This window comes from Streptomyces sp. NPDC003327, from assembly GCF_053589515.1.
Map to the genome: position 1 here is coordinate 1 of NZ_JBSFSA010000069.1, position 21,251 is coordinate 21,251.

The following is a 21,251-nucleotide window of genomic DNA, read 5'->3' on the forward strand; positions in this document are numbered from 1 at the left end:
CCACCCGCTACGACAAGACCGCCCAGTCCTACAAAGCCGCCGTCACCCTCGCGTCAATCCTGATGTGGGCCTGACACTTTGACGACAACTCCTAGGGAAGCCGTACCTCGTGGGGCAGCGGGGACTCCGTCGGTGAACTTGCGGGGTCGTAGTCGCACTCCGCACGGACCAGCCGCGCGACACGGGCCCTTCTCTGAGCACGGGGCGACCGTCCCGTATACCCAGCAGCCTCCGCACTCGCGTCCTCCGCAGTGACCAACCACATGACCACCATCACTGCCGTCACCCTCACCGAAAGCGTCAGCAACGAAGAGCCTCAACGCTTCAGCTGCACCCGAGTAACCCGATACAGGACGAAAAGGGAGCCCCGCCGCCAAACCGGCGAGGCCCCTCCGGGTTCATGCTCACGAACTTACGATGCATGTTCGGACGACAACCGCGGACGAGGCTGCCCGGGAGGGCAAGGGCACGAACTGCTGGATACTCGCGGAAGGCTTTCTCCGGGACGGACCATCCAGAGCACGCAGCGCACGATCACGCTCGTCGGCCGAGAGACGGGTCAGCAGGGCCACGAGCCTGCCCAGCTCCTCCTCGCCCGACGTCACCGGTCACCAGCCAGGTCGAGATCCCGCTCGGACACCTCGGCAGGAATCTGCGCCGGCTTCGGTCGGCGCCACGGACGGGCGATCGGCCGAGACACCCCGCGCCACCAGGTATCCGCGGGCAGCTTGCCCGCCGGCTCGAACGGCTCACCGGGACGGGGGAACGCCACCGCCTGCCCCGCCTCCTCCGCCGCGTCCTTCGTCCACTCCCCCGGCTCCGCCCACGGGTGCGGAGCCAGGTTGAAGGTTGCCCAGTGGATCGGCAGCATCACACCGGCCGGAGCGCCTCCCTGCAGGTCAAGATGGGCCTGGACCCCCTGCGCGGGCGTCATGTGAATGTCTGGCCACGCCCCAGGCATCGGCGTATAGTCCGTGTGGTTCTTGGGCCAGAACTCCGAGTAGGCCCCGATCTGGATCATGGTGGCGTCAAAGGGGCCGTGCTCGGCGCCGATGTCCTTGAAGCCGGAGAAGTACCCGGTGTCACCGCTGTGGAAGACGCGGTGCCGGGGCCCCTTGACCACCCAGGAGGCCCACAGGGTGTGCTGCCGGTTGCGGATGCCCCGGCCGCAGAAGTGGCGGGCCGGGGTGGCCGTGAGGGTCAGGTCGCCGACCTCGGTGGACTCGTTCCAGTCCAGCTCGCGCAGCCGGTCGGCGGGCACGCCCCAGTGCTCCAGGTGGGCGCCGACGCCGAGGGGCACGGCGAAGACCGTGTCCGTGGTGGCGAGTTCCTTGATCGTCGGCAGGTCGAGGTGGTCGTAGTGGTCGTGCGAGATCACGACGACGTCGACCGGGCCGAGCGCGGCGAGCGGCGCGGGCACGGGGTGGAGCCGCTTGGGGCCCGCGAACGGGAAGGGGGAGCAGCGGTCGCCCCAGACGGGGTCGAAGAGGACCCGCTGCCCGTCGATCTCCGCGAGGATGCTGGAGTGCCCCGCCCAGGTGAGCCGGAGGCCGGTGACAGGGGGCTTCGCGAGATCGGCGACGGTGGTCGGATGGACGGGGATCGCGCCGGTGGGGGCCCGGCGCGCGCGTCCCTCCTTCTCGAAGTAGATCCGGGCCAGGTCGACGGTCGAGCCGGAGGGGCCGCGCCGGGCGGGCTCGGGGTTCTGGAAGACCCCGTCGGCGAAGTTCGGCGAGCGGTGGATGCGGGCGAGCCGCTCGCCCGTGGGGTCCGCGCCGAAGGACTCGGGGCGCAGTGCGCGCAGCCGTGCCCGGAGCGCACGGTCGGAGCCGGTGCCGGTCACAGGGCCTCCTGATCTCTGGGGGTCGTTCCATTATGGGCGGCCCGCGCGGCGAACGGCGGGGACGGTCGTCCATACTGAACCGTCATTCAGTACTGCCCTTCGCGCGGGGCGGGAACCCGGCGGGTCCGCCCTCGCTCCGGCCCGTCGTCACGCCCGCACCCAGGAGAGACGCCGATGCCTGCCGAACCGTTGCTGTCCGTCGGATGGACCGATCACGTCACCGGCCGCCGGGGCCATCTCGTCGTGGACCGGCTCGTGCGCGGGGTGGCGAGCGGGGGCCTGCGGATGCGCGAGGGCTGCACGGCCGAGGAGGTCGCGGGGCTCGCGCGCGGGATGACCATGAAGGAGGCCCTGCACTACGACCCGCGGGGCCGGTACGTGCCGCTGGGCGGCGCCAAGGGCGGCATCGACTGCGATCCGCGCTCCCCCGAGGCGTACGGGGTCCTCGTGCGCTACCTGCGGGCGATGCGGCCGTACATCGAGCGGTTCTGGACCACCGGGGAGGACCTGGGGCTCACCCAGGACCTGGTGGACCGGGCGGCGGCGGAGGCGGGGCTCGTCTCCTCGGTGCAGGCGGTGTACCCGTTGCTCGACGACGAGGCGGCGGCCCGGAAGCGGCTGGCCGACGCCTTCGCGATCGAGGTGGACGGCATCGGCCTCGACGAGCTGGTGGGCGGCCTCGGCGTGGCCGAGTCCGTGCTCGTCGCCCTCGACCGGGCGGGCCGGGCGTACGGCGACACCCGGGTCTCCGTCCAGGGCCTGGGCACCATGGGCGGGGCGACCGCCCGGTTCCTGGCGCGCGCCGGGCTGCGGGTGGTGGCCGTCGCCGACGTGCGCGGCACGATCGTCAACCCCGACGGCCTGGACGTCGAGGCGCTGCTCGCGGCCCGCGACGGGCACGGAGCGGTGGACCGCTCGGCGCTGCGGCCCGCCGACCGGGAGGCGCCCGGGGACGCCTGGCTGGCGGCGGACGCGGAGGTCCTGGTGCCGGCCGCCGTGTCGTACGCCGTCGACGCCGGGAACCAGGGCCGGATCTCGGCCCGCTGGATCGCCGAGGCGGCCAACATGCCGGTGCTGCCGGAGGCCGAGGAGGCCCTCGCCGCCCGGGGGGTGACCGTCCTGCCGGACGTGGTGGTGAACTCGTGCACCAACGCCTGGTGGTGGTGGACGCTCTTCGGTGACGTCGAGGCCGACGCGGAGCAGGCCTTCGCGCGGGTACGGGGAGCGATGCGGGCCCTCGTCGGCGGCGTGCTCGACCGGGCGGAGGCGGACGGCACCAGCCCCCGCGCGGCGGCGCACGCCCTGGTCGCCGAGCGCCTCCCGCTCATCACGGAGCGTTACGGCTGGTACGCGGGATGATCATGCCCGTGTCACGTGCTGTGTAGGCTGCGCGGTGTGGCGAGAGTGCGCTTGAGCGGGGCGGAGCGACGGGAGGAGCTGCTCCGCGCCGCGGCGGAGCTGATCGAGTCCCGGGGTGTGGCGGCGGTCCGCGTCGCCGACGTCGCCGCGGCGCTCGGTGTCAGCAACGCCCTGGTGCTCTACCACTTCTCGACCAAGGAACAGCTCGTCGCCGCCGCCTTCGCCCACGCGGCCGAGGCGGACCTCGCCCAGCTGCGCCGCCTGCTCGGGCGGCGCGCCCCCGCCGTGCGGAGGCTGCGGGCCGCCGTCCGCTGGTACGCGCCGACCGGGCGGGCGAAGGGCTGGCGGCTCTGGATCGAGAGCTGGGCGGCGGCGCTGCGCGACCCGGAACTGCGCAGGGTCGCCGCCTCCCTCGACCAGGAGTGGAAGGCCGCGCTCGCGCGGGTCATCGCGGAGGGCGAGGAGGCGGGCGAGTTCCGCTGTCCGGACCCGGAGGCCGCTGCCTGGCGGCTCACCGCCTTCCTCGACGGCCTCGCCGTCCAGACGACGGCCTACGCCGGTCCCCTCCCCCGGACCACGATGCTCCGCTGGGCGGACGCGGCCCTGGCGAGGGAACTGGACCTCCCGGACCTGCGGCCCCGCCCGGACGGCCCGGACGTGCCCGGCCTGGATGCCCGGGAGGCGCCGGGGACGGCGGAGGCCACCACGTAAGTCCCCGCCCTGACAGGCAGGACGCCGCCCGGACTGACAGGCAGGGCACCGCCCCTGACGGCTCGGAGACCGTCAGAGGAGCTCGTAGACGGCCGAGACGGTCACGTGCTCCTCGATCTCGCCGGGGGCCGTCGGTACGGACGGGGACTCGGCGGGCATGTCGGGGACCGCTCCGTGGCCGGGGCGGAGGGACTCGCCCTCACTCAGGGAGACCAGCCGGCCGAGCCGGTGGCCACTGAGCTTCGCGTGCTGCTCGGCCTTGTCGTGGGCGTCCCGGTAGGCGGCCTCCCTGGCCTTGGCGCGGAGCGCGCTCGGGTCGGCGACGTCGAAGACGACGCCGTTGATCCGGCCCGCGTCCCCGGCGGCCTTGTTGACGGCGCCGACGATCCGCCCGGTCTCGTCGATGCGGCGGACCTTCACCGAGAAGGACTGGCTCGCCTGATAGCCGGTCACCTTGCTCTGGCCGTCGGCCGCCTGGGCGTAGACGGGATTGAGCGAGAGGCTGTCGGTCCGGATGTCCCGGTCCTCGACGCCCTGCTCGCGGACCACCGCGAGCAGGGTCTCGGCGGCCTTGGTCTGCGCCGCCATCGCCTCCTGGGCCGTCGGCCGGCCGGCCTCGACCCCCAGGGAGAGGATCGCCAGGTCGGGCGCGGCGGCGGCGCTGCCGCTCCCGCTGACGGTCACCGTCGCCGGTGCCTCCTTCTGCTCGGCCCCGGAGCCGGAGGCGGCGGGCCGCTCGGGTCCCGCCGCCAGGGCGGGGGCGGCGGTCCCGGTGAGGAGACCGCCGAGGACGGCGGCGGCGGCGAGGAGTCGGGCGGAGGTGGCGGCGCGTGCGGCGCTGCGGGGCTTCCCCGGCCGGCGGAGCGTCATGGGCGGTCCCTTCGACGGTGGATGCCGGGAGGCTCCGGCGGGCACCCATCCCAGCACCCGGCGCCCCCGCCTCCCGGGCGCCACTCCTGACCGGCCGCAGCCTTCACCTCTCCGTACCAGCGGGGGCACCGTCAGGTCTGGACGAGCGGCTCGTACGCCTCGGCGGCGAGGCCGAAGGTCCAGGCCACGCCCTCGCGGGCGGTGCGGGTCGCGGGCGGCACCCTCAGCCAGTACGTGCGGTGGCTGCCGTCGGGCTCGGGCGTGGAGTTCACGACCTCCACCATGGCGACGTCCTCGTCGTCGTCCAGGTCGATCCGCCACAGCACCCCGGTCTCGTCACGGTGCACGGGCCGGGCGGCCGAGGCGGCGAGGTAGCGGTCGTAGCCGTAGTACTCCAGCATCACGCGGCGGAGTTCGGCGTTCTCCTCGTCCCGTATGCGCTCGGGGGTGAGGTCGGCGAGTCGGGCGAGGAAGTCCGCGGAGACCGGCATGCCGCGCCAGGCGTGCAGGGCGAAGCCGTCCGGGAAGGCGAGCGCCGGGCCGTCGCCCCGGTCGAGGCGTCCGGCCTCGTCCCGGTGCAGCTCGGCCGGCCGCTCGCAGACCACCGCCACGTTCTCGTACGGCCACCACCAGCCGGCGTGCTCGGCGACGGCGGCGAGGCCCGCGAGACGGTCACCCCGGCCGTCGAAGGCGGCGAGCCAGGCGGCGTCGTGCTGGCCGAGCACCGCGTCGAGCAGCACCATCCGCACGGCGGTCCCGTCGGCCGGGCCCTCCCCCGCCCCGGCCACGGTCCCGTCCGCCGGACCGGCCCCCTCCCCCGTGGCGCCGGAACCGGCTCCCGTACCCGCCCCCGTACCCGCCACCACCTCCGCGGTCACCGCCGCCCGTATGCGCTCCGCGAGGGCCCGCGTCGTGTCCCACAGGGCCGCTCCGGTCGCCTGCCAGTGCGCGGCCCACCCGGCCGGCCCGAGCAGGTCGTGGAGGCGGCGGCGCTCGTCGGCCCAGGGCCGGGTGCGCACGTCGTCCCGGACCGAACGGCCCCGGTCCGCCAGGCTCCGCACGAGCGCGACGGCGGCGAGCGGCGAGTCCGCCCAGAGCACCCGCTCCGGCGCGGCGAGCCCTGCCGTGCGGTAGGCGAGCCGGAGGCCGGCCTCGGCGGCGGCGCGGTCGGCCGGGCCCGTGGCGGCGGCGACGGCGCGCCACTTGTCCTGCGCGACGGTGTGGTTCATGTCTTGCTCCCCCTGCTTCCTCGACGTCTCAGTCCGCGACGATCCGGTACGCCCCGGGCACGTACTCCCGCTGGCGCACCACCCGGTACCAGCCCTTGGGCAGCGGTATCGGGGCGTGCTCCTCGTGCACCACCCGGCCCCCTTCGGGCAGTTCGAGCAGCAGCGGTCCGAACGGGCCGGACTCCCGCACGAGCCGCCCGGGGCCCGGGATCGCGTGGGCGTGCCCCGTGACCTCGCCGAGGGCGAGCACCAGGCGGCCCCTGGCGTCCCTCGGCTCCCCCGGAGCCCGCCGCGCCCGGTCCGGCACGGCCGTCCCGTCGACGGGCGCCAGCAGCACGTCTCCCTGTCGGTACATGGCTCTCCCCTCCCCGTTCGGCGCGGTGTGCCCGAACACGAGAACGACGCTAGAGGCCGCCACTGACAATCGGTCCGCGGAGCCCGCCGGACCGACCCGGCGGAGGGCGCTGTCGGTGCCGCTTGGTAGAACTTCAAGCATCAGCCGACCGGCGCCGTTCGTACTCGGGAGCATCGTCATGACCATTGGGGCCCACCTGCAGGAATTCCACGGCCTTTCCGTGTTCGACTTCCCGGGTCCGGACGCCACCGTCGAGCTGCCCGACGCCGGTGCGGTCGCCTGGCGGATCTCCGCTCCGACGTACGCGGACCCGGAGGACGAGCTGTGGGCGCCGCAGTTCGAGCGCTTCCTGAAGACGGTCGACGCCAGCCGGGTCCGCGCGCTGGTGGTCGGCGGCTGGGACGAGCCGTACGAGACCTCCTCCGCCGCCGTCGTCACCGCCCTGATCGCCGCCAACGACCGGCTCACGGCCCTCGACGCGCTCTTCCTCGCCGACATGACCTTCGAGGACTGCGAGATCTCGTGGATCGTCCAGTCCGACGTGACGCCGCTGCTCGCCGCCTACCCGGCCCTCAAGGAGTTCGGCGTCCGCGGCGGCACCGGACTGGCGTTCCCGTCGGTCCGGCACACCGCTCTGGAGACCCTGGTGGTGGAGACGGGCGGTCTGCGCGCCGAGGTGGTGCGCGGCATCGTGGGCAGCGACCTGCCCGCCCTGGAGAACCTGGAACTCTGGCTCGGCACCGACGAGTACGGCGGCGACAGCCGGCCCGAGGACCTCGCCCCGCTGCTCTCCGGCACCGCGTTCCCGGCCCTGCGCCGGCTGGCCCTGCGCAACAGCGTGATCCAGGACGCGGTCGCGGCAGCGGTGGCCGGGGCCCCGGTGGTGGCCCGTCTGGAGCGCCTCGACCTGTCCATGGGCGTGCTCACCGACGAGGGCGCGCAGGCCCTGCTCGACGGCCAGCCGCTGACGCACCTGGCGCACCTCGACCTCTCGCACCACTACGTCTCCGAGCCGCTGCGCGCGCGGCTCACCGAGGCGCTCGCGCCGCACGGCGTGACGGTCGTCCTCGACGACGCCCAGGAGGCGGAGGACGACGGCGACGGGGACGTCTGGCGCTACGTCGCGGTCGCCGAATGACCTCCGGCCCGCGCCCGGGGCGGCCGCCGCTGGTCGTCGTCGGCGATCCGGCGGGCCGCCGCGTCACGTTCTTCCGGGACGCGGTGCGGTCCGCCGGGCTGCCCGGGGTGCGGGTCGTGTCCTGGCCGGACGTCCTGCACGGCAGGGCCCGCTTCGCGGCGGGCGAGTGGGTGCGGCTCGACTCCCCCGGCGAGGAGCCGGAGGTGGACCGGCTCCTGCGGGACCTCGACGATCCGGCCCGGGTCGAAGGAACCGCCCTGTGGTACGCCCGGTTCACCGCCGCGGTCGCAGAACTCGCCCGCGAGGTCGCCGCCGCGGGGGCCCGGCTGGTCGACGACCCGGACGAGCTCTCCGTCCTGTTCGACAAGCGGCTGGGGCACGGGCGGCTCGCCGCCGCCGGGGTGCCGGTGCCCGCCTCGCCGACCTCCGGCCCCGACGCTCCGCCGGTGCGGGGCTGGGACGACCTGGCGTCGCTGATGGGCCGGGACAGGTGGCGCCGGGTCTTCGTGAAGCTCGCGCACGGTTCCTCGGCGTCCGGGGTGCTCGCGGTCGAGGCGGCCGGGCAGGACCGGGTGCAGGCCACCACCTCCGTGGAGCGCGGCCCTGGCGGACGGCTGTTCAACTCCCTCCGGGTGCGGCGCTACACCGGCGCGCGCGAGGTGGGCGCGCTCGTGGACGCCCTCGCCCCCGACGGGCTCCACGTGGAGCGCTGGCTGCCGAAGGCGACGCAGCACGGCCGGTCGGCGGACCTGCGGGTGGTGGTGGTCGACGGCCGGGCGACCCACGCCGTGGTCCGCACCAGCCGCTCCCCCATGACCAATCTTCACCTGGGCGGTGCCCGGGGCGATCTCGCCGGGGCGCGGGCGGCGGTCGTGGCCGCCGGGGCGCGCTGGGAGGACGCGCTCGACGTGTGCGAGCGGGCCGCCGCCGCTTTCCCTGGCACCCACTGCGTGGGCGTGGACCTGCTGCCCACGAGCGGCTGGCGCCGTTTCGCCGTGGGCGAGGTCAACGCCTTCGGTGACCTCCTGCCGGGGCTGACGGGCCTGCCGGGCAGCGGCGCCGAGGGCCTGGACACCTACGGGGCGCAGGTCGCCGCGCTCCTCGGCACCGGGCCCCGTACCCCCGTCCGCACGCCCACCCGCACACGATCCACCCGCACACGATCCACCCGCACCACAGGAACGAGCACCACGTGAACCAGCCCGACATGAACGCGATCGTCGGCAGCCACGATCTGCTCCTGGTCACCCTCGACACGCTGCGGTACGACGTGGCGGCCGAGCTGGCCGCCGAGGGGCGGCTGCCGAACCTGGCCCGTCACCTGCCCGGGGGCCGGTGGGAGCGGCGCCACGCGCCCGGCAGCTTCACGTACGCCTCCCACCAGGCGATCTTCGCGGGTTTCCTGCCGACTCCGGCGTCGCCCGGTCCGCATCCCCGGCTCTTCGCGGCCCGGTTCGCGGGCAGCGAGACGACCGCCGACGGCACCTACGTCCACGACACGCCCGACTTCGTCTCGGCGCTCGCGCGGGAGGGGTACCGGACGGTGTGCGTCGGCGGCGTGGGCTTCTTCAACGAGCGGCCGCCGCTCGGCTCGGTGCTCCCCGGCCTGTTCCAGGAGAGCCACTGGGACCCGTCCTTCGGCGTGACGTCCCCGACCTCGTTCGAGGCACAGGTGACCCGGGCCGAGGAGGTGGTGGCCGCGCTCCCGCCCGACCGGCGGCTGTTCCTCTTCGTCAACGTCTCGGCGCTGCACCAGCCGAACTGGTTCCACCTCCCCGGCGCGACCCGGGAGGCCGGCGACTCGCGGGCGACGCACGCGGCCGCGCTGGAGTACGTGGACCGGCACGTCGGCCGGCTGTTCGCGGCGATGAGCAGCCGCCGGGACTGCTTCGCGATCGTCTGCTCCGACCACGGCACGGCGTACGGGGAGGACGGCTTCACCGGGCACCGGCTCGGGCACGAGGTGGTGTGGACGGTGCCGTACGCGCAGTTCGTGCTGCCCGGCCCCGCCGCGGCCGGCGCGCCGCGGGAGGCCGCCGCATGAGCACCGTCGACGCCCGCCCCCGCCCGTACGGCAGTTACGTCTACGCGTACCCGCACAAGACGGCGTACCGCCCGCTCGACGACCGTCCCGCGCTCGCGGAGCTCTGGGCCGGTGAGCCGAAGGACGCGCTCTCGCTCTACGCCCACATACCGTTCTGCGAGGTCCGCTGCGGCTTCTGCAACCTCTTCACCCGGATCGGCGCACCGGACGGGCTGACCGGCCGTTACCTCGACGCGCTCGACCGGCAGGCCGCTGCCGTGCGCGACGCCCTGGGCGACGCGGCCCCGGTGCGGTTCGCCACGGCCGCGTTCGGCGGCGGCACGCCCACCTTCCTGACCGCCGCCGAGCTGGAGCGGCTCTGCGACATCGTGGAGAAGCGCATGGGCGCGGACCTGCGGGCGGTGCCGCTGTCGGTGGAGACCTCGCCCGCCACGGCCACCGCCGACCGGCTCGCGGTCCTCGCCGAGCGCGGCGCGACCCGGCTCAGCATCGGGGTGCAGAGCTTCGTGGAGGCCGAGGCGCGGGCGGCGGTCCGGCCGCAGCGCCGGGCGGACGTCGAGGCCGCACTCGGCCGCATCCGGGACACCTGCGTCCCGGTCCTCAACATCGACCTCATCTACGGCATCGACGGCCAGACCGAGGAGTCCTGGCGCCTCTCCCTGGACGCCGCGCTCGCCTGGCGGCCCGAGGAGCTGTACCTCTACCCACTGTACGTGCGCCCGCTCACCGGCCTGGGCCGGATCCAGGATCCGGCCGCCGCCGACCGGGAGTGGGACGAGCGGCGGCTGCGGCTCTACCGCCACGGCCGGGACCACCTCCTGGCCCGCGGCTACGAGCAGGTGTCCATGCGGATGTTCCGGCGCGCGGACGCCGGTCCGGCCGGTCCGGACGACTACGCCTGCCAGACCGACGGCATGATCGGCCTGGGCTGCGGGGCCCGCTCGTACACGTCGGCCCTGCACTACTCCTTCGACTACGCCGTCGACATGCGGGAGGTCCGCTCGATCATCGACGTCTACACCGGGACCGAGGACTTCTCGCGCGCGGAGGTCGGGCGGCGGGTCGACGGGGACGAGGCCCGGCGCCGCCACCTCCTGCAGTCGCTGCTCCAGGCCGAGGGGATGCCGCTCGCCGGGTACGAGGAGCGGTTCGGCGGCTCGCCGTTCGCGGACTTCGGGCCGGAGCTGGCCCGCTTCGAGCGCCTGGGGTGGCTGGACACCGGGGCGCCCGCGGGGCTGCTGCGGCTCTCCGCCGAGGGCCTGGCGCACTCGGACGCGCTCGGCCCCGAGCTGTTCTCCCCCGCCGTACGGGCCGCGATGGCCGCGTACGAGCCGAAGTAGGGGGCGGCGGTGGACCTGACCCTGCTCTACCGGGGACCGCTCTCCTCCTGCGACTTCGACTGTCCGTACTGCCCCTTCGCCAAGCGCCGGGACAGCCGCGAGCAGCTGCGCGCCGACCGGGCCGCGCTCGAACGCTTCACCGGCTGGGTGGCCGAGCAGAGCGGCGACCGGCTGCGTGTCCTGTTCACGCCGTGGGGGGAGGGCCTGGTCCGCTCCTGGTACCGGCGTGCGCTGGTCGAGCTGTCCCGGCTACCGCACGTCGAGCGGGTGGCGATCCAGACGAACCTCAGCTGCCGCACGGAGTGGCTGGCCGACGCGGACCCGGAGACGGTCGCGCTGTGGTGCACGTACCACCCGGGCCAGACGCCGTACGGGCGGTTCCTCGCCAAGTGCGGCGAGCTGGCCGAGCGGGGGGTGCGGTTCAGCGTGGGGATCGTCGGCCTGCCGGAGCACCACACGGAGGCGCTGCGGCTGCGCGCCGAGCTGCCGCCGCACGTCTACCTGTGGGTGAACGCGGCGGAGGGGCGCACGTACACCGACGCGGAGGCCGCGGCCTGGACGGCGGTCGACCCGCTCTTCCCGTACAGCCGGCGTCCGCACCGCTCGGGCGGGCTGCCGTGCCGCACCGGGGAGTCGGTGGTGTCGGTGGACGGCGAGGGGACGGTGCGGCGCTGTCACTTCGTCAGGGCCGAACTCGGCAACCTGTACGACGGTTCGTACCGTGCCGCGCTGCGGCCGCGCGTCTGCCCCCTCGCCGTCTGCGACTGTCACATCGGCTACGTCCACCTGGAGACGCTGCCGCTGTACGACGTGTTCGCCGGCGGGGTCCTGGAGCGGATCCCCGCCGTGCCTCCGCTACAGGGGCATGAGGTCGGGGCGCTTCGCCTCGACGTGGTCCCCTGAGCTCTCGCCGCGCAGCCGCCGGCCGATCCAGGGGACGAGGTACTCCCGCGCCCAGTTGATGTCGTCGCGGCGGACCTCGAGGGTGCCGCGCGGCGGCACCGGCGGCCACGGCTGGTCCGGGTCGGCGGGCACCGGCAGGCCGAGGACCTGGGCGGCGCGCAGCGCGACCCTGGTGTGGCCCTCGGGCGAGAGGTGCAGCCGGTCGTCGTCCCAGGCGCGCCGGTCCTGCACCGACCGGAGCGACCAGAGGTCGAGGACCGGGCAGTCGTAGCGGTCGGCGATGGCCCGGACGTGGGCGGTGTAGGTGGCGATCTTGCCGCGCAGGTGTCTGAGCAGTGGCACGTCGCGGGTGTCGAAGCCGGTGGTGACCATGACCGTGCCGACGGCGGAGGTCAGGTCGGCGACGGCGCGCTCGAAGCGCTCGGCGACGTCGTCGGGGTCGGTGCCGGGGCGGATGATGTCGTTGCCGCCCGCGCAGAAGGTCACCAGGTCGGGGGCGAGTTCCTTGGCGCGCGGGACCTGTTCCGCGACGATCTGGTCCAGGAGGCGTCCCCGTACGGCCAGGTTGGCGTAGCGGAAGGCCTCGTGCTCCGGCAGTTGGTCGGCGAGCAGGACCGCGAACCGGTCCGCCCAGCCGACGTACGCACCGTCGGGTCCCGGGTCTCCGACGCCCTCGGTGAAGCTGTCACCGATCGCCGCGTACGACCCGAATGCGTCTCTGTCTCTTGATGTCGAATCGTCTGCCACGGGAGCACATCCTTCCCTTTCGGCTGTGACCTACGCGACCGTAAGGAGGGGTTGACGGCGGGTGATATATGCCACCGATAAAGATTCCCCCAAGGCGGAATAGGTCAGGCACGCCGAACGGCCCGGCACAGGGGTGTGCCGGGCCGTCGGGGATGTGCGCCTGCGTCGCAGCGGAGGGAGACGTCGGGTCAGAGGGAGACGCCGTGCTGGCGCAGGTACGCCAGCGGGTCGATGTCCGAGCCGTAGCTGGGCGAGGTCCGGATCTCGAAGTGCAGGTGCGGGCCGGTGGAGTTGCCGGTCGAGCCGGAGAGGCCGATCTGCTGGCCGCCGCTGACGGACTGTCCGGCCGAGACGGAGAGGGAGGAGAGGTGCGCGTACTGCGAGTAGTTGCCGTCGGCGTGCTGGATGACGACCTCGTTGCCGTAGGCACCGCTCCACCCGGCGGAGACGACCGTGCCGGCGCCGACGGCGCGGACGGTGGTGCCGGAGGAGGCGATGAAGTCGGCGCCGGTGTGGTAGCCGGAGGACCACATGGAGCCGGAGGCGCGGTACGGGGTGGAGACGCCGCCGCCGACGGGGGCGACCCAGCCGGAGGAGGCCGTCTCGGAGCCGCCCTGAGTGCTGCCGGAGGAAGCGGAGGTGGCGGCCGGGGCGGGGTCGCGCTCGCTGTCGCGGGAAGCGCGGGTCTCGTCGGAGGACGGCGAGGAGCTCTTGGGGGCGGCCTTCGGAGCGGCGCTCTTGGGGGCGGCCTTCGGAGCGGCGGCGGTGTTCTTCACACCGAGGGTGAGCTCCATGCCGGGCAGGATCAGCGAGGGGTCGCCGCCGATGACGCGCCGGTTGTCCTGGTACAGCTGCTCCCAGCCGCCGGCGATGTCGTGCTCGACGGCGATCTTGGACAGGTAGTCGCCGCTGACGACGGTGTACGTCTTCGGGGCGGCGGCCTTGGGCGCGGCGGCGGGCGCCTTCGTCTGGGCGGCGGCCACGGAGGCGACGGTGCGGGCGGTGGCGGCGGCCGGGGCGGCCTGCTCGGCGGCGTGGGCGCCGGTCGCACCGAGCAGCGGGAGGGCGACGACGGCGCCTCCGGTGCCGGCGGCGACGAAGCCACGGGTGAGGGGGTTGGTCCTGGTGCGGCGGTGCTTACCCTTCGCGGGCATGGCGAATTCCTCTCCGGCGCCTGCGAGGTGAGCTGTCGGGTTCGGACTGGAGATGCCCGGCCGCGCTCTCGCGCGGCTTCACCCCGAGCCGTCCTGCGTCGCGGGACCGGCGTACTTCCTGGGTCCCCCGCTCCTGCCACGCAACGGGATGGGGATGAATTCCGGACGGTGGCAGGATTCGGCGGTCCGACCGGAGTGAGCGTGACGCTAGACGAGCGGGTGGGCGGGAACAAGCCGCCCTTTTCCGGAGCCATTCCTTGCCGATCTTCGCGGCGGGAATTCCGGTCACCCTCCGTCGATGGCGGAGCTTCGATTTCCCTTTTCCGCAGGGGAATTGGCGCGGGGGGTCGGCCACGATCCGTCACTTCTATGACCCTGCTCACGCGCGGGAGCCCATCTCGCCCATAACCAGGGCGCGTTACCCCTATCCCCTCAATTCGGACAGATCGCCCTATTCGCAGCCGAGGGGGTGCGCCACGCGGTCCCCACCTGGATGATTGTCCGATGAACCGACCCTGCGTCGGGCACTCGAACGCCTACCCCCAGGAGCATCCGTGACGCAGCAGCTGCCTCAGGTCCCGCCCGTCGATGCGAACGAGCCCGGCCTCGTCGAGGTCCGCAACTTCCGGGACGTTGGCGGGCTGCCGACGACGGACGGCCGGCGGGTGCGCCCCGGGCGCCTCTTCCGCAGCGGCCACCTCGCGCACGCCACCGAGGAGGACGCCGCCTTCCTCGCGACCCTGGGGCTCCACACGGTCTTCGACTTCCGCAACGCGGCGGACCGGAAGGTCGAGGGAGCGGACGTCGAGCTTCCCGGCGTCCGGAACGTGAACATCCCCCTCAATGACCCGGCCGACGGCAAGGAGTTCTGGAAGCTGGTCCGCGGGGGGAACCTCGCCCAGCTCCGGGAGATCCTGGGCGACGGCAAGGCCGCCGCCCGTATGTCCGATTCGTACCGGAAGATGATTGTCGAGCGGACCGTCGAGCACAGCCGGGTCCTGCACGCGATGGCCGACGACAGCGTTCCGGCCCTGATGCACTGTGCGGCCGGCAAGGACCGGGCCGGACTCTCGGTCGCGATCACCCTGCTCGCCGTGGGCGTCGAGCGGGAGGCGATCGAGGCGGACTACGTGAAGTCGAACGCCCCGCACCGCCGCTACAAGGTGCGCCGCAGCTCCACCGCCCCGGACGCGATGTCTCCGGAGGTGATGGAGCTGCTGAGCCCGCTCTTCGACGCGCGGGTGGAGTACCTGCGGGCCGCGTTCGAGACGATCGAGGCGACCTGGGGATCGGTGGACGCCTACCTCACCGAGGGCCTGAAGCTGGCCCCGGAGACCCGTGAGCGACTGCGGGAGCGGCTGCTCACGGAGGTGTAGGCGTCTCCTCCGGATCCCGCCGGGCCCGCCCCCTACTGGTTCTGCCCGCCGAGCATGAAGAGCAGGTAGAGGAAGCCGGCGAAGAGGTGTCCGGCGACGAGGTAGGCGAAGAGGCGGAGCACGAGCCCCTTGGGGAACTTCCCGCCACCGCGTTCCTCGCCGGTGACCGGAGCGGACTTCTCGGACATGGCAGCACCTTTCGGGTGTCAGCGCCGGTGCGGGGTCCCGTCGCCGAGGCACAGCTCGGCGGCGGGGCTCTGCATCAGGGTGTGGACGAAGAGGACCTCCGCTCCGGAGCGGCCGACGGCGCCGATCCGGTGCGGGGTGAGCGAGTCGAAGTGCGCGCTGTCCCCGGGATCGAGGACGTGGACGGCCTCGCCGAGCGCGAGACGCACCCGCCCTTCGAGGACGTGGAGCCACTCCTCGCCGGGATGGACGCGCACGATGTCGGCCCGGGTGGCGTACGGCACGTGGACGCGCAGGCACTGCATCGCGCGTCCGGCGCCGCCCGCCTGCCGGTAGATCCAGCCGTCGGCCTCGACCGGCTCCGACCTGCCGGCCCGGACGACCGGGTCCCGCTCGGGCGGCGCCTCGCCGAGCAGCTCGGAGACCGTCGTACCGTAGATACGGGCGAGGGCGAGCAGCATCGGCAGCGACGGCTGCCGGTTCCCCGTCTCCAGACGGGAGAGGTGGGCCGGCGAGAGCCCGGCCCGCTGGGCCGCGGCCTCCAGGGTGAGCCCCCTGCGGCGGCGCAGCCCGCGCAGCTGCGGGGCGACGTCGGGCAGGACGTCGGGGGCGACGGGGTCCGGGGAGGTATCCCCGGAGAGGTGGTCCATGCGCCCATTGCGCCAGAATCATGCCTCTGAGGCAAGTTTCTTGCCCCAGAGGCAAAAGACCCGTGCGACGGCCGGTCAGCGCTGGGCGACGGCCCGGTCAGCACGGGGCGACCGCCTGGTCAGCGCTGGGCGACGGCCTGCTTGACCAGCGTCTTCCCGAAGTCCCACATCAGTCCGCCACCGCCGTGCGCCTCGTCCATGACGGCCGTGAACGCGGTCACGAAGCGGTCCACGTCCGCCTCGTCGACGACGAGCGGCGGGATCAGCTTGATCACCTCCAGCTGGTCCCCGGAGACCTGGGTGAGGATGTGGTGCCGCTGGAGCAGCGGGACCACGACCATCTGGGCGAAGAGCCCCCTGCGGGCCGCCTGGAGCATCGTCCAGCGGCCGCGCAGCCCGAGCGAGGCCGGCCGGCCGAACTCGATGCCGATCATCAGCCCGCGCCCGCGGATCTCGTGCAGCAGCTCGTACCGGGGCACGAGCTCCTTCAGGCGCCCCGAGAGCAGCTCCCCCATGCGGCGGGCGTGGGCGACCGTCCCCTCGGACTCCATCACCGCGAGGACGGCGAGCCCGGCCGCCATGGCCTGCGCGTTGGAGCCGAAGCTCGCCGAGTGGACGAGGACCCGGTCCATCGAGGAGTAGACCTTCTTGAAGATCCAGTCCTTGCCGAGGGTCGCGCCGACCGGCACGTAGCCGCCGGAGAGCGCCTTGGCGACACAGACGAGGTCCGGCTCGACGCCCTCCTCGTGCTGGTACGCGTAGAAGTCGCCGGTCCGGCCGAGGCCGGTCTGCACCTCGTCGACGATCAGCAGGGCCCCGTGCCGGTGGAGCAGGTCCTGCGCGGCCCGCAGGAAGCCGGGCGGGGCCTCGTGGACCCCCTTGCCCTGGATCGGCTCGACGACGAGGGCGGCCACGTCGCCGCGGCGCAGCTCGCGCTCCAGGGCGTCGAGGTCGCCGAGCGCGAGGGCGGTGTCCGGCAGGAGCGGGGCGAAGCCGTCCCGGAAGCCCCGCTCGCCGTTGACGGAGAGGGCGCCGGTGGTCAGCCCGTGGAAGGCGTGGTCGCAGTAGAGGACCCTGGGGCGGCCGGTGGCGTAGCGGGCGAACTTGAGGGCGGTCTCGACGGCCTCGGTGCCGCTGTTGCCGAAGAAGACGCGGTCGAGGTGCGGGCTGTGGGCGAGGAGCCGCTCGGCGAGCAGGCCGGGCAGCGGCTGGCAGTCGAAGCGGGTGAGGTCGGCGAGCTGGGCGTCGAGGACGTCGTGGAGGGCCTTGCGGACGACGGGGTGGTGCCGTCCGAGGCCCATCACGCCGAAGCCGGCGAGCATGTCGAGGTGGTCGACGCCGTCGGCGTCCCAGAAGTGGGCGCCCTCGGCCCGCACGTACACCTTGTCGAAGCCGATGGTGTGGAGCATGCGGGGCAGCTGGTGGTTGAGGTACCGGGCGTGCAGCTCGTACCGCTCGCCGCCGCGCTCGGCGAGCAGCGCGCCGAGGTCGAACTCCGCGCTCACCGGGTCACCCGCCGCTTCCCGACACGGTCTCCCGCATCGCGCGCAGGGACTCCTTGAGGGATCCCATGGTGGCGAGGACGGCGGTCGGCTCGTAGCCGCAGTGCGCCATGCAGTTGGCGCAGCGCGGGTCCTTGCCGCGGCCGTACGCGTCCCAGTCGGTCTCCTCGACGAGTTCGCGGTACGTGGGGACGTAGCCGTCGCTCATCAGGTAGCAGGGGCGCTGCCAGCCGAAGAGGGAGTAGTTGGGAATGGCCCAGGCGGTGCAGGGGAAATCGGCCTTCCCCTCCAGGAAGTCCAGGAAGAGCGGCGAGTGGTTGAGGCGCCAGCGGCGGCGGTTTCCGCCGGAGAAGGCCTTCCTGAAGAGTTCCCGGGTCTGTTCCACGCCGAGGAAGTGCTCCTGGTCGGGGGCCTTCTCGTAGGCATAGGCGGGCGAGATCATCATTTCGTCGACCTGGAGGTCGTCGTTGAGGAAATTGAGCACCTCGATGACGGTCTGCGGGGTGTCGGTGTTGAAGAAGGTGGAATTGGTGGTGACCCGGAAGCCGCGCCGCTTGGCCTCCTTGATCGCCGCCACGGCCTCGTCGAACACCCCCTCCTTGGCGACGGACTCGTCGTGCCGCTCGCGCAGTCCGTCGATGTGCACGGCGAAGGCGAAGTACGGGGAGGGAGTGAACTGCTCCAGCTTCTTGCGCAGCAGCAGCGCGTTGGTGCAGAGGAAGACGTACTTGCGCCGGGCCACCAACTGGCGCACGATTTCGTCGATCTGAGGGTGCATCAGCGGTTCGCCGCCCGCGATGGAGACCATCGGGGCGCCGGACTCCAGGACCGCGCCGACGGCCTGCGCGACCGGCATGCGCTGCTTGAGGACGCCCGCCGGGTGCTGGATCTTTCCGCAGCCCTCGCACTTGAGGTTGCAGGCGTAGAGCGGCTCGAGCTCGACGATGAGGGGGAACTTGTCCCGCTTGCGGAGCTTCTGTTCGAAGAGGTAGGTCCCGACCCGGACGGACTGACGGAGCGGCATGGCCATAACTCGCTCACCTCCTGGGGAGCAGCAAAGAACGGTGCCATTCGAAGAATGCGGGGAGAACGGAATGAAGAACGCGGAAGGCCGATATTCCCCCGCGTACCGTGCCGATCCGCACCAGTTCGTGTTCCGGAGCGTCCACGACCACCCGGACGGCCGCAACCGGGCGCGGCCCCGCGGCCCCGGCCGGTCCCGCGGCGGCGCGGGCGGTACGGAGCGTGGCGGCCGACTCCATGTCGACGGCGAGGGCGCCCCCGGCGCGCAGCGCAGCCCGCTCGGGTCCGCGCACCACGTGGTCGGAGCCGGTCAGCGGGCCGGTGTGCACGGTCCGGCCGGGCAGGGCCAGGGTGAGGGCCTGCACCAGCAGCTCGGCCCCGGTGCACACGGTGGTGGTGCCGTCCGTGTCCCGGGCCTCCTCGGCGACGACGAGGTCCCCGGGGTGCATGCCGGGGGCGAGCCCCGCGCAGAAGCCGGAGGCGACGACCGCCGCGTCCCGCCACCGCTCCTCGCCGAGCGCCCGGGAGACGGCCCTGCGGGCGTGGGCGGGGCCCATCCCCGTACGCACCACGGTGACCGGTCCGGGGGCGCCGGCCCGGTCACCGCTGCGCAGCGCGAACTGCTCGATGCCGAGCGCGCAGGCGATCAGCAGCGGCGGGGCGGCCGCGGGCCCCGGCCCGGGCTCGCGGCCCATCAGCTTTCCTTGCGGAGCGCGGGTTCCCCGTACACGTAGCGGCCGAGGGCCGTGAGGGGGAAGACCTGACGGTAGAGGTGGTAGTTGATGGAGAAGTCCCAGGGGAAGCCGGTGCCGGTGAAGTACGGCTCGTCCCAGGAGCCGTCCTCCCGCTGGGTTCCGGTGAGCCAGGCGATCCCGCGCCGCACGGCCCCGGACTCGCGCTCCCCCGCCGCGAGCAGCGCGATGAGGGCCCAGGCGGTCTGGGAGGGGGTGGAGACCCCCCGGCCGATCCAGCTCGGGTCGTCGTACGAGCGGAGGTCCTCGCCCCAGCCGCCGTCCTTGTTCTGGACGGACTCCAGCCAGACGACGGCCCGCCGGACCGCCGGGTGCGAGACGGGCAGTCCGGCGGCGGTGAGCGCCGGAAGCACCGATCCCGTGCCGTACACGTGGTTGACGCCCCACCGGCCGAACCAGCCGCCGTGCGGCTCCTGTGCGGCGAGCAGCCACTCGATGCCCCGCCGGGTCGCGGGGTCCTGGGCCCGGCCCTCGTACGCGAGCATCTCGACGACGTGGGCGGTGACGTCCGCGGAGGGCGGGTCGGTCACCTCGCCGAAGTCGCAGAACGGCAGCATGTTGGGGAAGCGGCTGGTGTTGTCGGCGTCGAAGGCGGCCCAGGCGCCGTTCCTCGACTGCATGCCGAGGGTCCAGCGCTCGGCGCGGGCGACGGCGGCGTCGACGCGCGCCGGCTCGGGGTGCTTGACGCGGCGCAGCGCGAGCACCACCTCGGCGGTGTCGTCGATGTCGGGGTAGTTGTCGTTGTGGAACTCGAACGCCCAGCCCCCCGGCGGGAGTCCGGGGCGGCGCACCGCCCAGTCGCCGGTGCGGGTGATCTCCTCGTCGAGCATCCAGTCGACGGCCTTGACCAGCGCCGGGTGGTCGGGGGCGAGCCCGGCGTCGACGAGCGCGATCGTAGCGAGGCAGGTGTCCCAGACGGGCGACTGGCAGGCCTCGACCATGCGGGCGGGGCCGCCGTCCCGGCCGCCGGTCCCCGGGGTCTCCTCGCGCCAGACGGCGAACCGGTCGAGCGACTCAAGGCCGGCCCGCATGACCGGGTGCTCCAGGTCGTAGCCGAGGAGGTGGAGGGCGATGATCGAGTAGACGGCGGGGGGCTGGATCCCGCCCCAGCAGCCGTCGTTCTCCTGGCGCTCCACGATCCAGCGGGCGGCGACGTTCATCGCCGTGCGGCGCAGCGCGCGCGGGGCGAAGCGGTGGTAGACGTGCAGCGCCTTGTCGAAGCGCTGGAAGAGCCCGTCCCAGCCGGTGAGGGGGGCGAGCGGCCGGGGCGGGTTCGGGCGGGCCGGGTCGGTGTGCAGCTCGTCGAGCGGGAACGGTGCGGGGCGGACGGGCCGCTTGGCCGAGACGACGGTGAGCGGCACGATCGTCTGCCGGGCCCAGCAGCCGAAGTCGTAGATGTTGAGCGGGAACCAGCGGGGCAGGAACACCAGCTCGGGCGGGATCTCGGGCAGGTCCTCCCAGCGCCACCAGCCGAAGAGCGCGAGCCAGATCCGGGTGAAGACGCGGGTGGCGGCGATCCCGCCGCGCGCGCGGACCCAGGAGGAGGCCGCCGCCATGTGCGGGGCGTCGGGGAGGTCTCCGGCGAGCCGCAGGGCGACGTACGCCTCGACGGTCGCGGAGAGTTCGCCGGGCCCGCCGTGGAAGGTGGCCCAGGTGCCGTCCTCCCGCTGGGCGCCGCGGATGTGGCGGGCGGCGGCCCGGGTGGTGTCGGCGTCGAGGACGCCGAGGAACTGGCGGAGGAGGAGGTCCTCGGCGTCCATGGTGACGTTGGTCTCCAGGTCGCCCTTCCACCACCCCTCGGGGTCCTGGCGGTCGAGCAGGTGCTCGACGGCGCGTTCCGCCGCCCGGGCCGCGGCCTCGTCGAGGTCGTCCGTCCGGACGGCGGTGTCGTGCGATTCGCTTGCCGCGGTCGCGCGGGGCCCCATGGCCCCGGCGTTTCCGTCGGTCGTCGCTGTCATGGCGTCCCCTTCGTGCAGTCGTGTGCTTCTGCTCCTGCGGGTCTGCCGTCGGCCGGCGCGCAGGTCGGCCGGGCTCATCGTCTCGACCTCGGCCGAGCCCTTCATGTCGCG

20 protein-coding genes and 1 riboswitch are annotated in these 21,251 nt (G+C 73.6%); of the genes, 8 read left to right on the forward strand and 12 right to left on the reverse strand.

Going from position 1 to position 21,251, the window contains the following annotated elements; all coding sequences use genetic code 11:
• Positions 1-601: 601 nt before the first annotated feature.
• Complete coding sequence (locus ACWDVG_RS30220) at positions 602-1,843, reverse strand: MBL fold metallo-hydrolase (RefSeq protein WP_451703915.1); 1,242 nt, start codon at positions 1,841-1,843, stop codon at positions 602-604.
• 174 nt (positions 1,844-2,017) lie between these two features.
• Between ACWDVG_RS30220 and ACWDVG_RS30225 the strand changes: the two genes are divergently transcribed.
• Both ACWDVG_RS30225 and ACWDVG_RS30230 read left to right on the forward strand, forming a co-directional pair.
• On the forward strand, positions 2,018-3,202 hold the full coding sequence (locus tag ACWDVG_RS30225) for a Glu/Leu/Phe/Val dehydrogenase dimerization domain-containing protein (RefSeq protein WP_451703917.1): 1,185 nt from the start codon (positions 2,018-2,020) through the stop codon (positions 3,200-3,202).
• Between the two features lie 36 nt (positions 3,203-3,238).
• The gene (locus tag ACWDVG_RS30230; RefSeq protein WP_451703919.1) at positions 3,239-3,913 is read left to right on the forward strand and encodes a TetR family transcriptional regulator C-terminal domain-containing protein; all 675 of its coding nucleotides are present in this window, start codon (positions 3,239-3,241) and stop codon (positions 3,911-3,913) included.
• Between the two features lie 72 nt (positions 3,914-3,985).
• On the opposite strand, the gene ACWDVG_RS30235 is transcribed toward ACWDVG_RS30230, so the two are convergent.
• The 3 genes from ACWDVG_RS30235 to ACWDVG_RS30245 form a co-directional block, all read right to left on the reverse strand.
• A complete protein-coding gene (locus ACWDVG_RS30235) occupies positions 3,986-4,783 on the reverse strand; it encodes an SIMPL domain-containing protein (RefSeq protein WP_451703921.1) in 798 nt (265 codons plus the stop codon).
• A gap of 131 nt (positions 4,784-4,914) precedes the next feature.
• Entirely contained in the window at positions 4,915-6,012 is a 1,098-nt protein-coding gene (locus tag ACWDVG_RS30240; protein WP_451703923.1) for a DUF6745 domain-containing protein, read from the reverse strand.
• Between the two features lie 28 nt (positions 6,013-6,040).
• The gene (locus ACWDVG_RS30245; RefSeq protein WP_451703925.1) at positions 6,041-6,367 is read right to left on the reverse strand and encodes a hypothetical protein; all 327 of its coding nucleotides are present in this window, start codon (positions 6,365-6,367) and stop codon (positions 6,041-6,043) included.
• A 178-nt stretch (positions 6,368-6,545) separates the two neighbouring features.
• On the opposite strand from ACWDVG_RS30245, the gene ACWDVG_RS30250 reads away from it, so the two are divergent.
• Genes ACWDVG_RS30250 through ACWDVG_RS30270 form a run of 5 tightly spaced genes read left to right on the forward strand, consistent with a single transcriptional unit; the run spans position 6,546 to position 11,792 of the window.
• Positions 6,546-7,505 carry an STM4015 family protein gene (locus tag ACWDVG_RS30250; protein ID WP_451703927.1) on the forward strand — a complete coding sequence of 320 codons (960 nt, stop codon included), beginning with the start codon at positions 6,546-6,548 and terminating at the stop codon, positions 7,503-7,505.
• Positions 7,502-8,701 carry an STM4014 family protein gene (locus tag ACWDVG_RS30255; RefSeq protein ID WP_451703929.1) on the forward strand — a complete coding sequence of 400 codons (1,200 nt, stop codon included), beginning with the start codon at positions 7,502-7,504 and terminating at the stop codon, positions 8,699-8,701. The genes ACWDVG_RS30250 and ACWDVG_RS30255 overlap by 4 nt, the downstream gene beginning before the upstream one ends.
• 11 nt (positions 8,702-8,712) lie before the next feature.
• Positions 8,713-9,549, forward strand: coding sequence for an STM4013/SEN3800 family hydrolase (locus tag ACWDVG_RS30260; RefSeq protein WP_451703951.1), 837 nt, complete (start codon positions 8,713-8,715; stop codon positions 9,547-9,549).
• Entirely contained in the window at positions 9,546-10,889 is a 1,344-nt protein-coding gene (locus tag ACWDVG_RS30265; RefSeq protein ID WP_451703931.1) for an STM4012 family radical SAM protein, read from the forward strand. Before ACWDVG_RS30260 ends, ACWDVG_RS30265 begins: the two co-directional genes overlap by 4 nt.
• Before the next feature lie 9 nt (positions 10,890-10,898).
• Complete coding sequence (locus tag ACWDVG_RS30270; RefSeq protein ID WP_451703933.1) at positions 10,899-11,792, forward strand: STM4011 family radical SAM protein; 894 nt, start codon at positions 10,899-10,901, stop codon at positions 11,790-11,792.
• On the opposite strand, the gene ACWDVG_RS30275 is transcribed toward ACWDVG_RS30270, so the two are convergent.
• Together ACWDVG_RS30275 and ACWDVG_RS30280 are read right to left on the reverse strand one after the other, a co-directional pair.
• A complete protein-coding gene (locus ACWDVG_RS30275; RefSeq protein WP_451703935.1) occupies positions 11,745-12,539 on the reverse strand; it encodes an SGNH/GDSL hydrolase family protein in 795 nt (264 codons plus the stop codon). The two genes, ACWDVG_RS30270 and ACWDVG_RS30275, sit on opposite strands and share 48 nt — an antisense overlap.
• Before the next feature lie 188 nt (positions 12,540-12,727).
• Positions 12,728-13,693 carry a peptidoglycan DD-metalloendopeptidase family protein gene (locus ACWDVG_RS30280; protein ID WP_451703937.1) on the reverse strand — a complete coding sequence of 322 codons (966 nt, stop codon included), beginning with the start codon at positions 13,691-13,693 and terminating at the stop codon, positions 12,728-12,730.
• A gap of 4 nt (positions 13,694-13,697) precedes the next feature.
• A riboswitch (cyclic di-AMP (ydaO/yuaA leader) is annotated at positions 13,698-13,859 on the reverse strand.
• A 388-nt stretch (positions 13,860-14,247) separates the two neighbouring features.
• Between ACWDVG_RS30280 and ACWDVG_RS30285 the strand changes: the two genes are divergently transcribed.
• The gene (locus ACWDVG_RS30285) at positions 14,248-15,069 is read left to right on the forward strand and encodes a tyrosine-protein phosphatase (protein WP_451703939.1); all 822 of its coding nucleotides are present in this window, start codon (positions 14,248-14,250) and stop codon (positions 15,067-15,069) included.
• A 32-nt stretch (positions 15,070-15,101) separates the two neighbouring features.
• On the opposite strand, the gene ACWDVG_RS30290 is transcribed toward ACWDVG_RS30285, so the two are convergent.
• The 6 genes from ACWDVG_RS30290 to shc all read right to left on the reverse strand — a co-directional run bounded on the left by ACWDVG_RS30290 (position 15,102) and on the right by shc (position 21,140).
• The gene (locus ACWDVG_RS30290) at positions 15,102-15,257 is read right to left on the reverse strand and encodes a DUF6126 family protein (protein ID WP_451703941.1); all 156 of its coding nucleotides are present in this window, start codon (positions 15,255-15,257) and stop codon (positions 15,102-15,104) included.
• A gap of 18 nt (positions 15,258-15,275) precedes the next feature.
• Entirely contained in the window at positions 15,276-15,905 is a 630-nt protein-coding gene (locus ACWDVG_RS30295) for a helix-turn-helix domain-containing protein (RefSeq protein ID WP_451703943.1), read from the reverse strand.
• A 119-nt stretch (positions 15,906-16,024) separates the two neighbouring features.
• A complete protein-coding gene (locus tag ACWDVG_RS30300; protein WP_451703945.1) occupies positions 16,025-17,410 on the reverse strand; it encodes an aspartate aminotransferase family protein in 1,386 nt (461 codons plus the stop codon).
• A 4-nt stretch (positions 17,411-17,414) separates the two neighbouring features.
• Positions 17,415-18,437 carry an adenosyl-hopene transferase HpnH gene (hpnH, locus tag ACWDVG_RS30305; RefSeq protein WP_451703947.1) on the reverse strand — a complete coding sequence of 341 codons (1,023 nt, stop codon included), beginning with the start codon at positions 18,435-18,437 and terminating at the stop codon, positions 17,415-17,417.
• Between the two features lie 7 nt (positions 18,438-18,444).
• Positions 18,445-19,125 carry a phosphorylase family protein gene (locus ACWDVG_RS30310; protein ID WP_451703949.1) on the reverse strand — a complete coding sequence of 227 codons (681 nt, stop codon included), beginning with the start codon at positions 19,123-19,125 and terminating at the stop codon, positions 18,445-18,447.
• Positions 19,125-21,140, reverse strand: coding sequence for a squalene--hopene cyclase (gene shc / locus ACWDVG_RS30315; protein WP_451703953.1), 2,016 nt, complete (start codon positions 21,138-21,140; stop codon positions 19,125-19,127). The genes ACWDVG_RS30310 and shc overlap by 1 nt, the downstream gene beginning before the upstream one ends.
• Between the last annotated feature and the right edge of the window lie 111 nt (positions 21,141-21,251).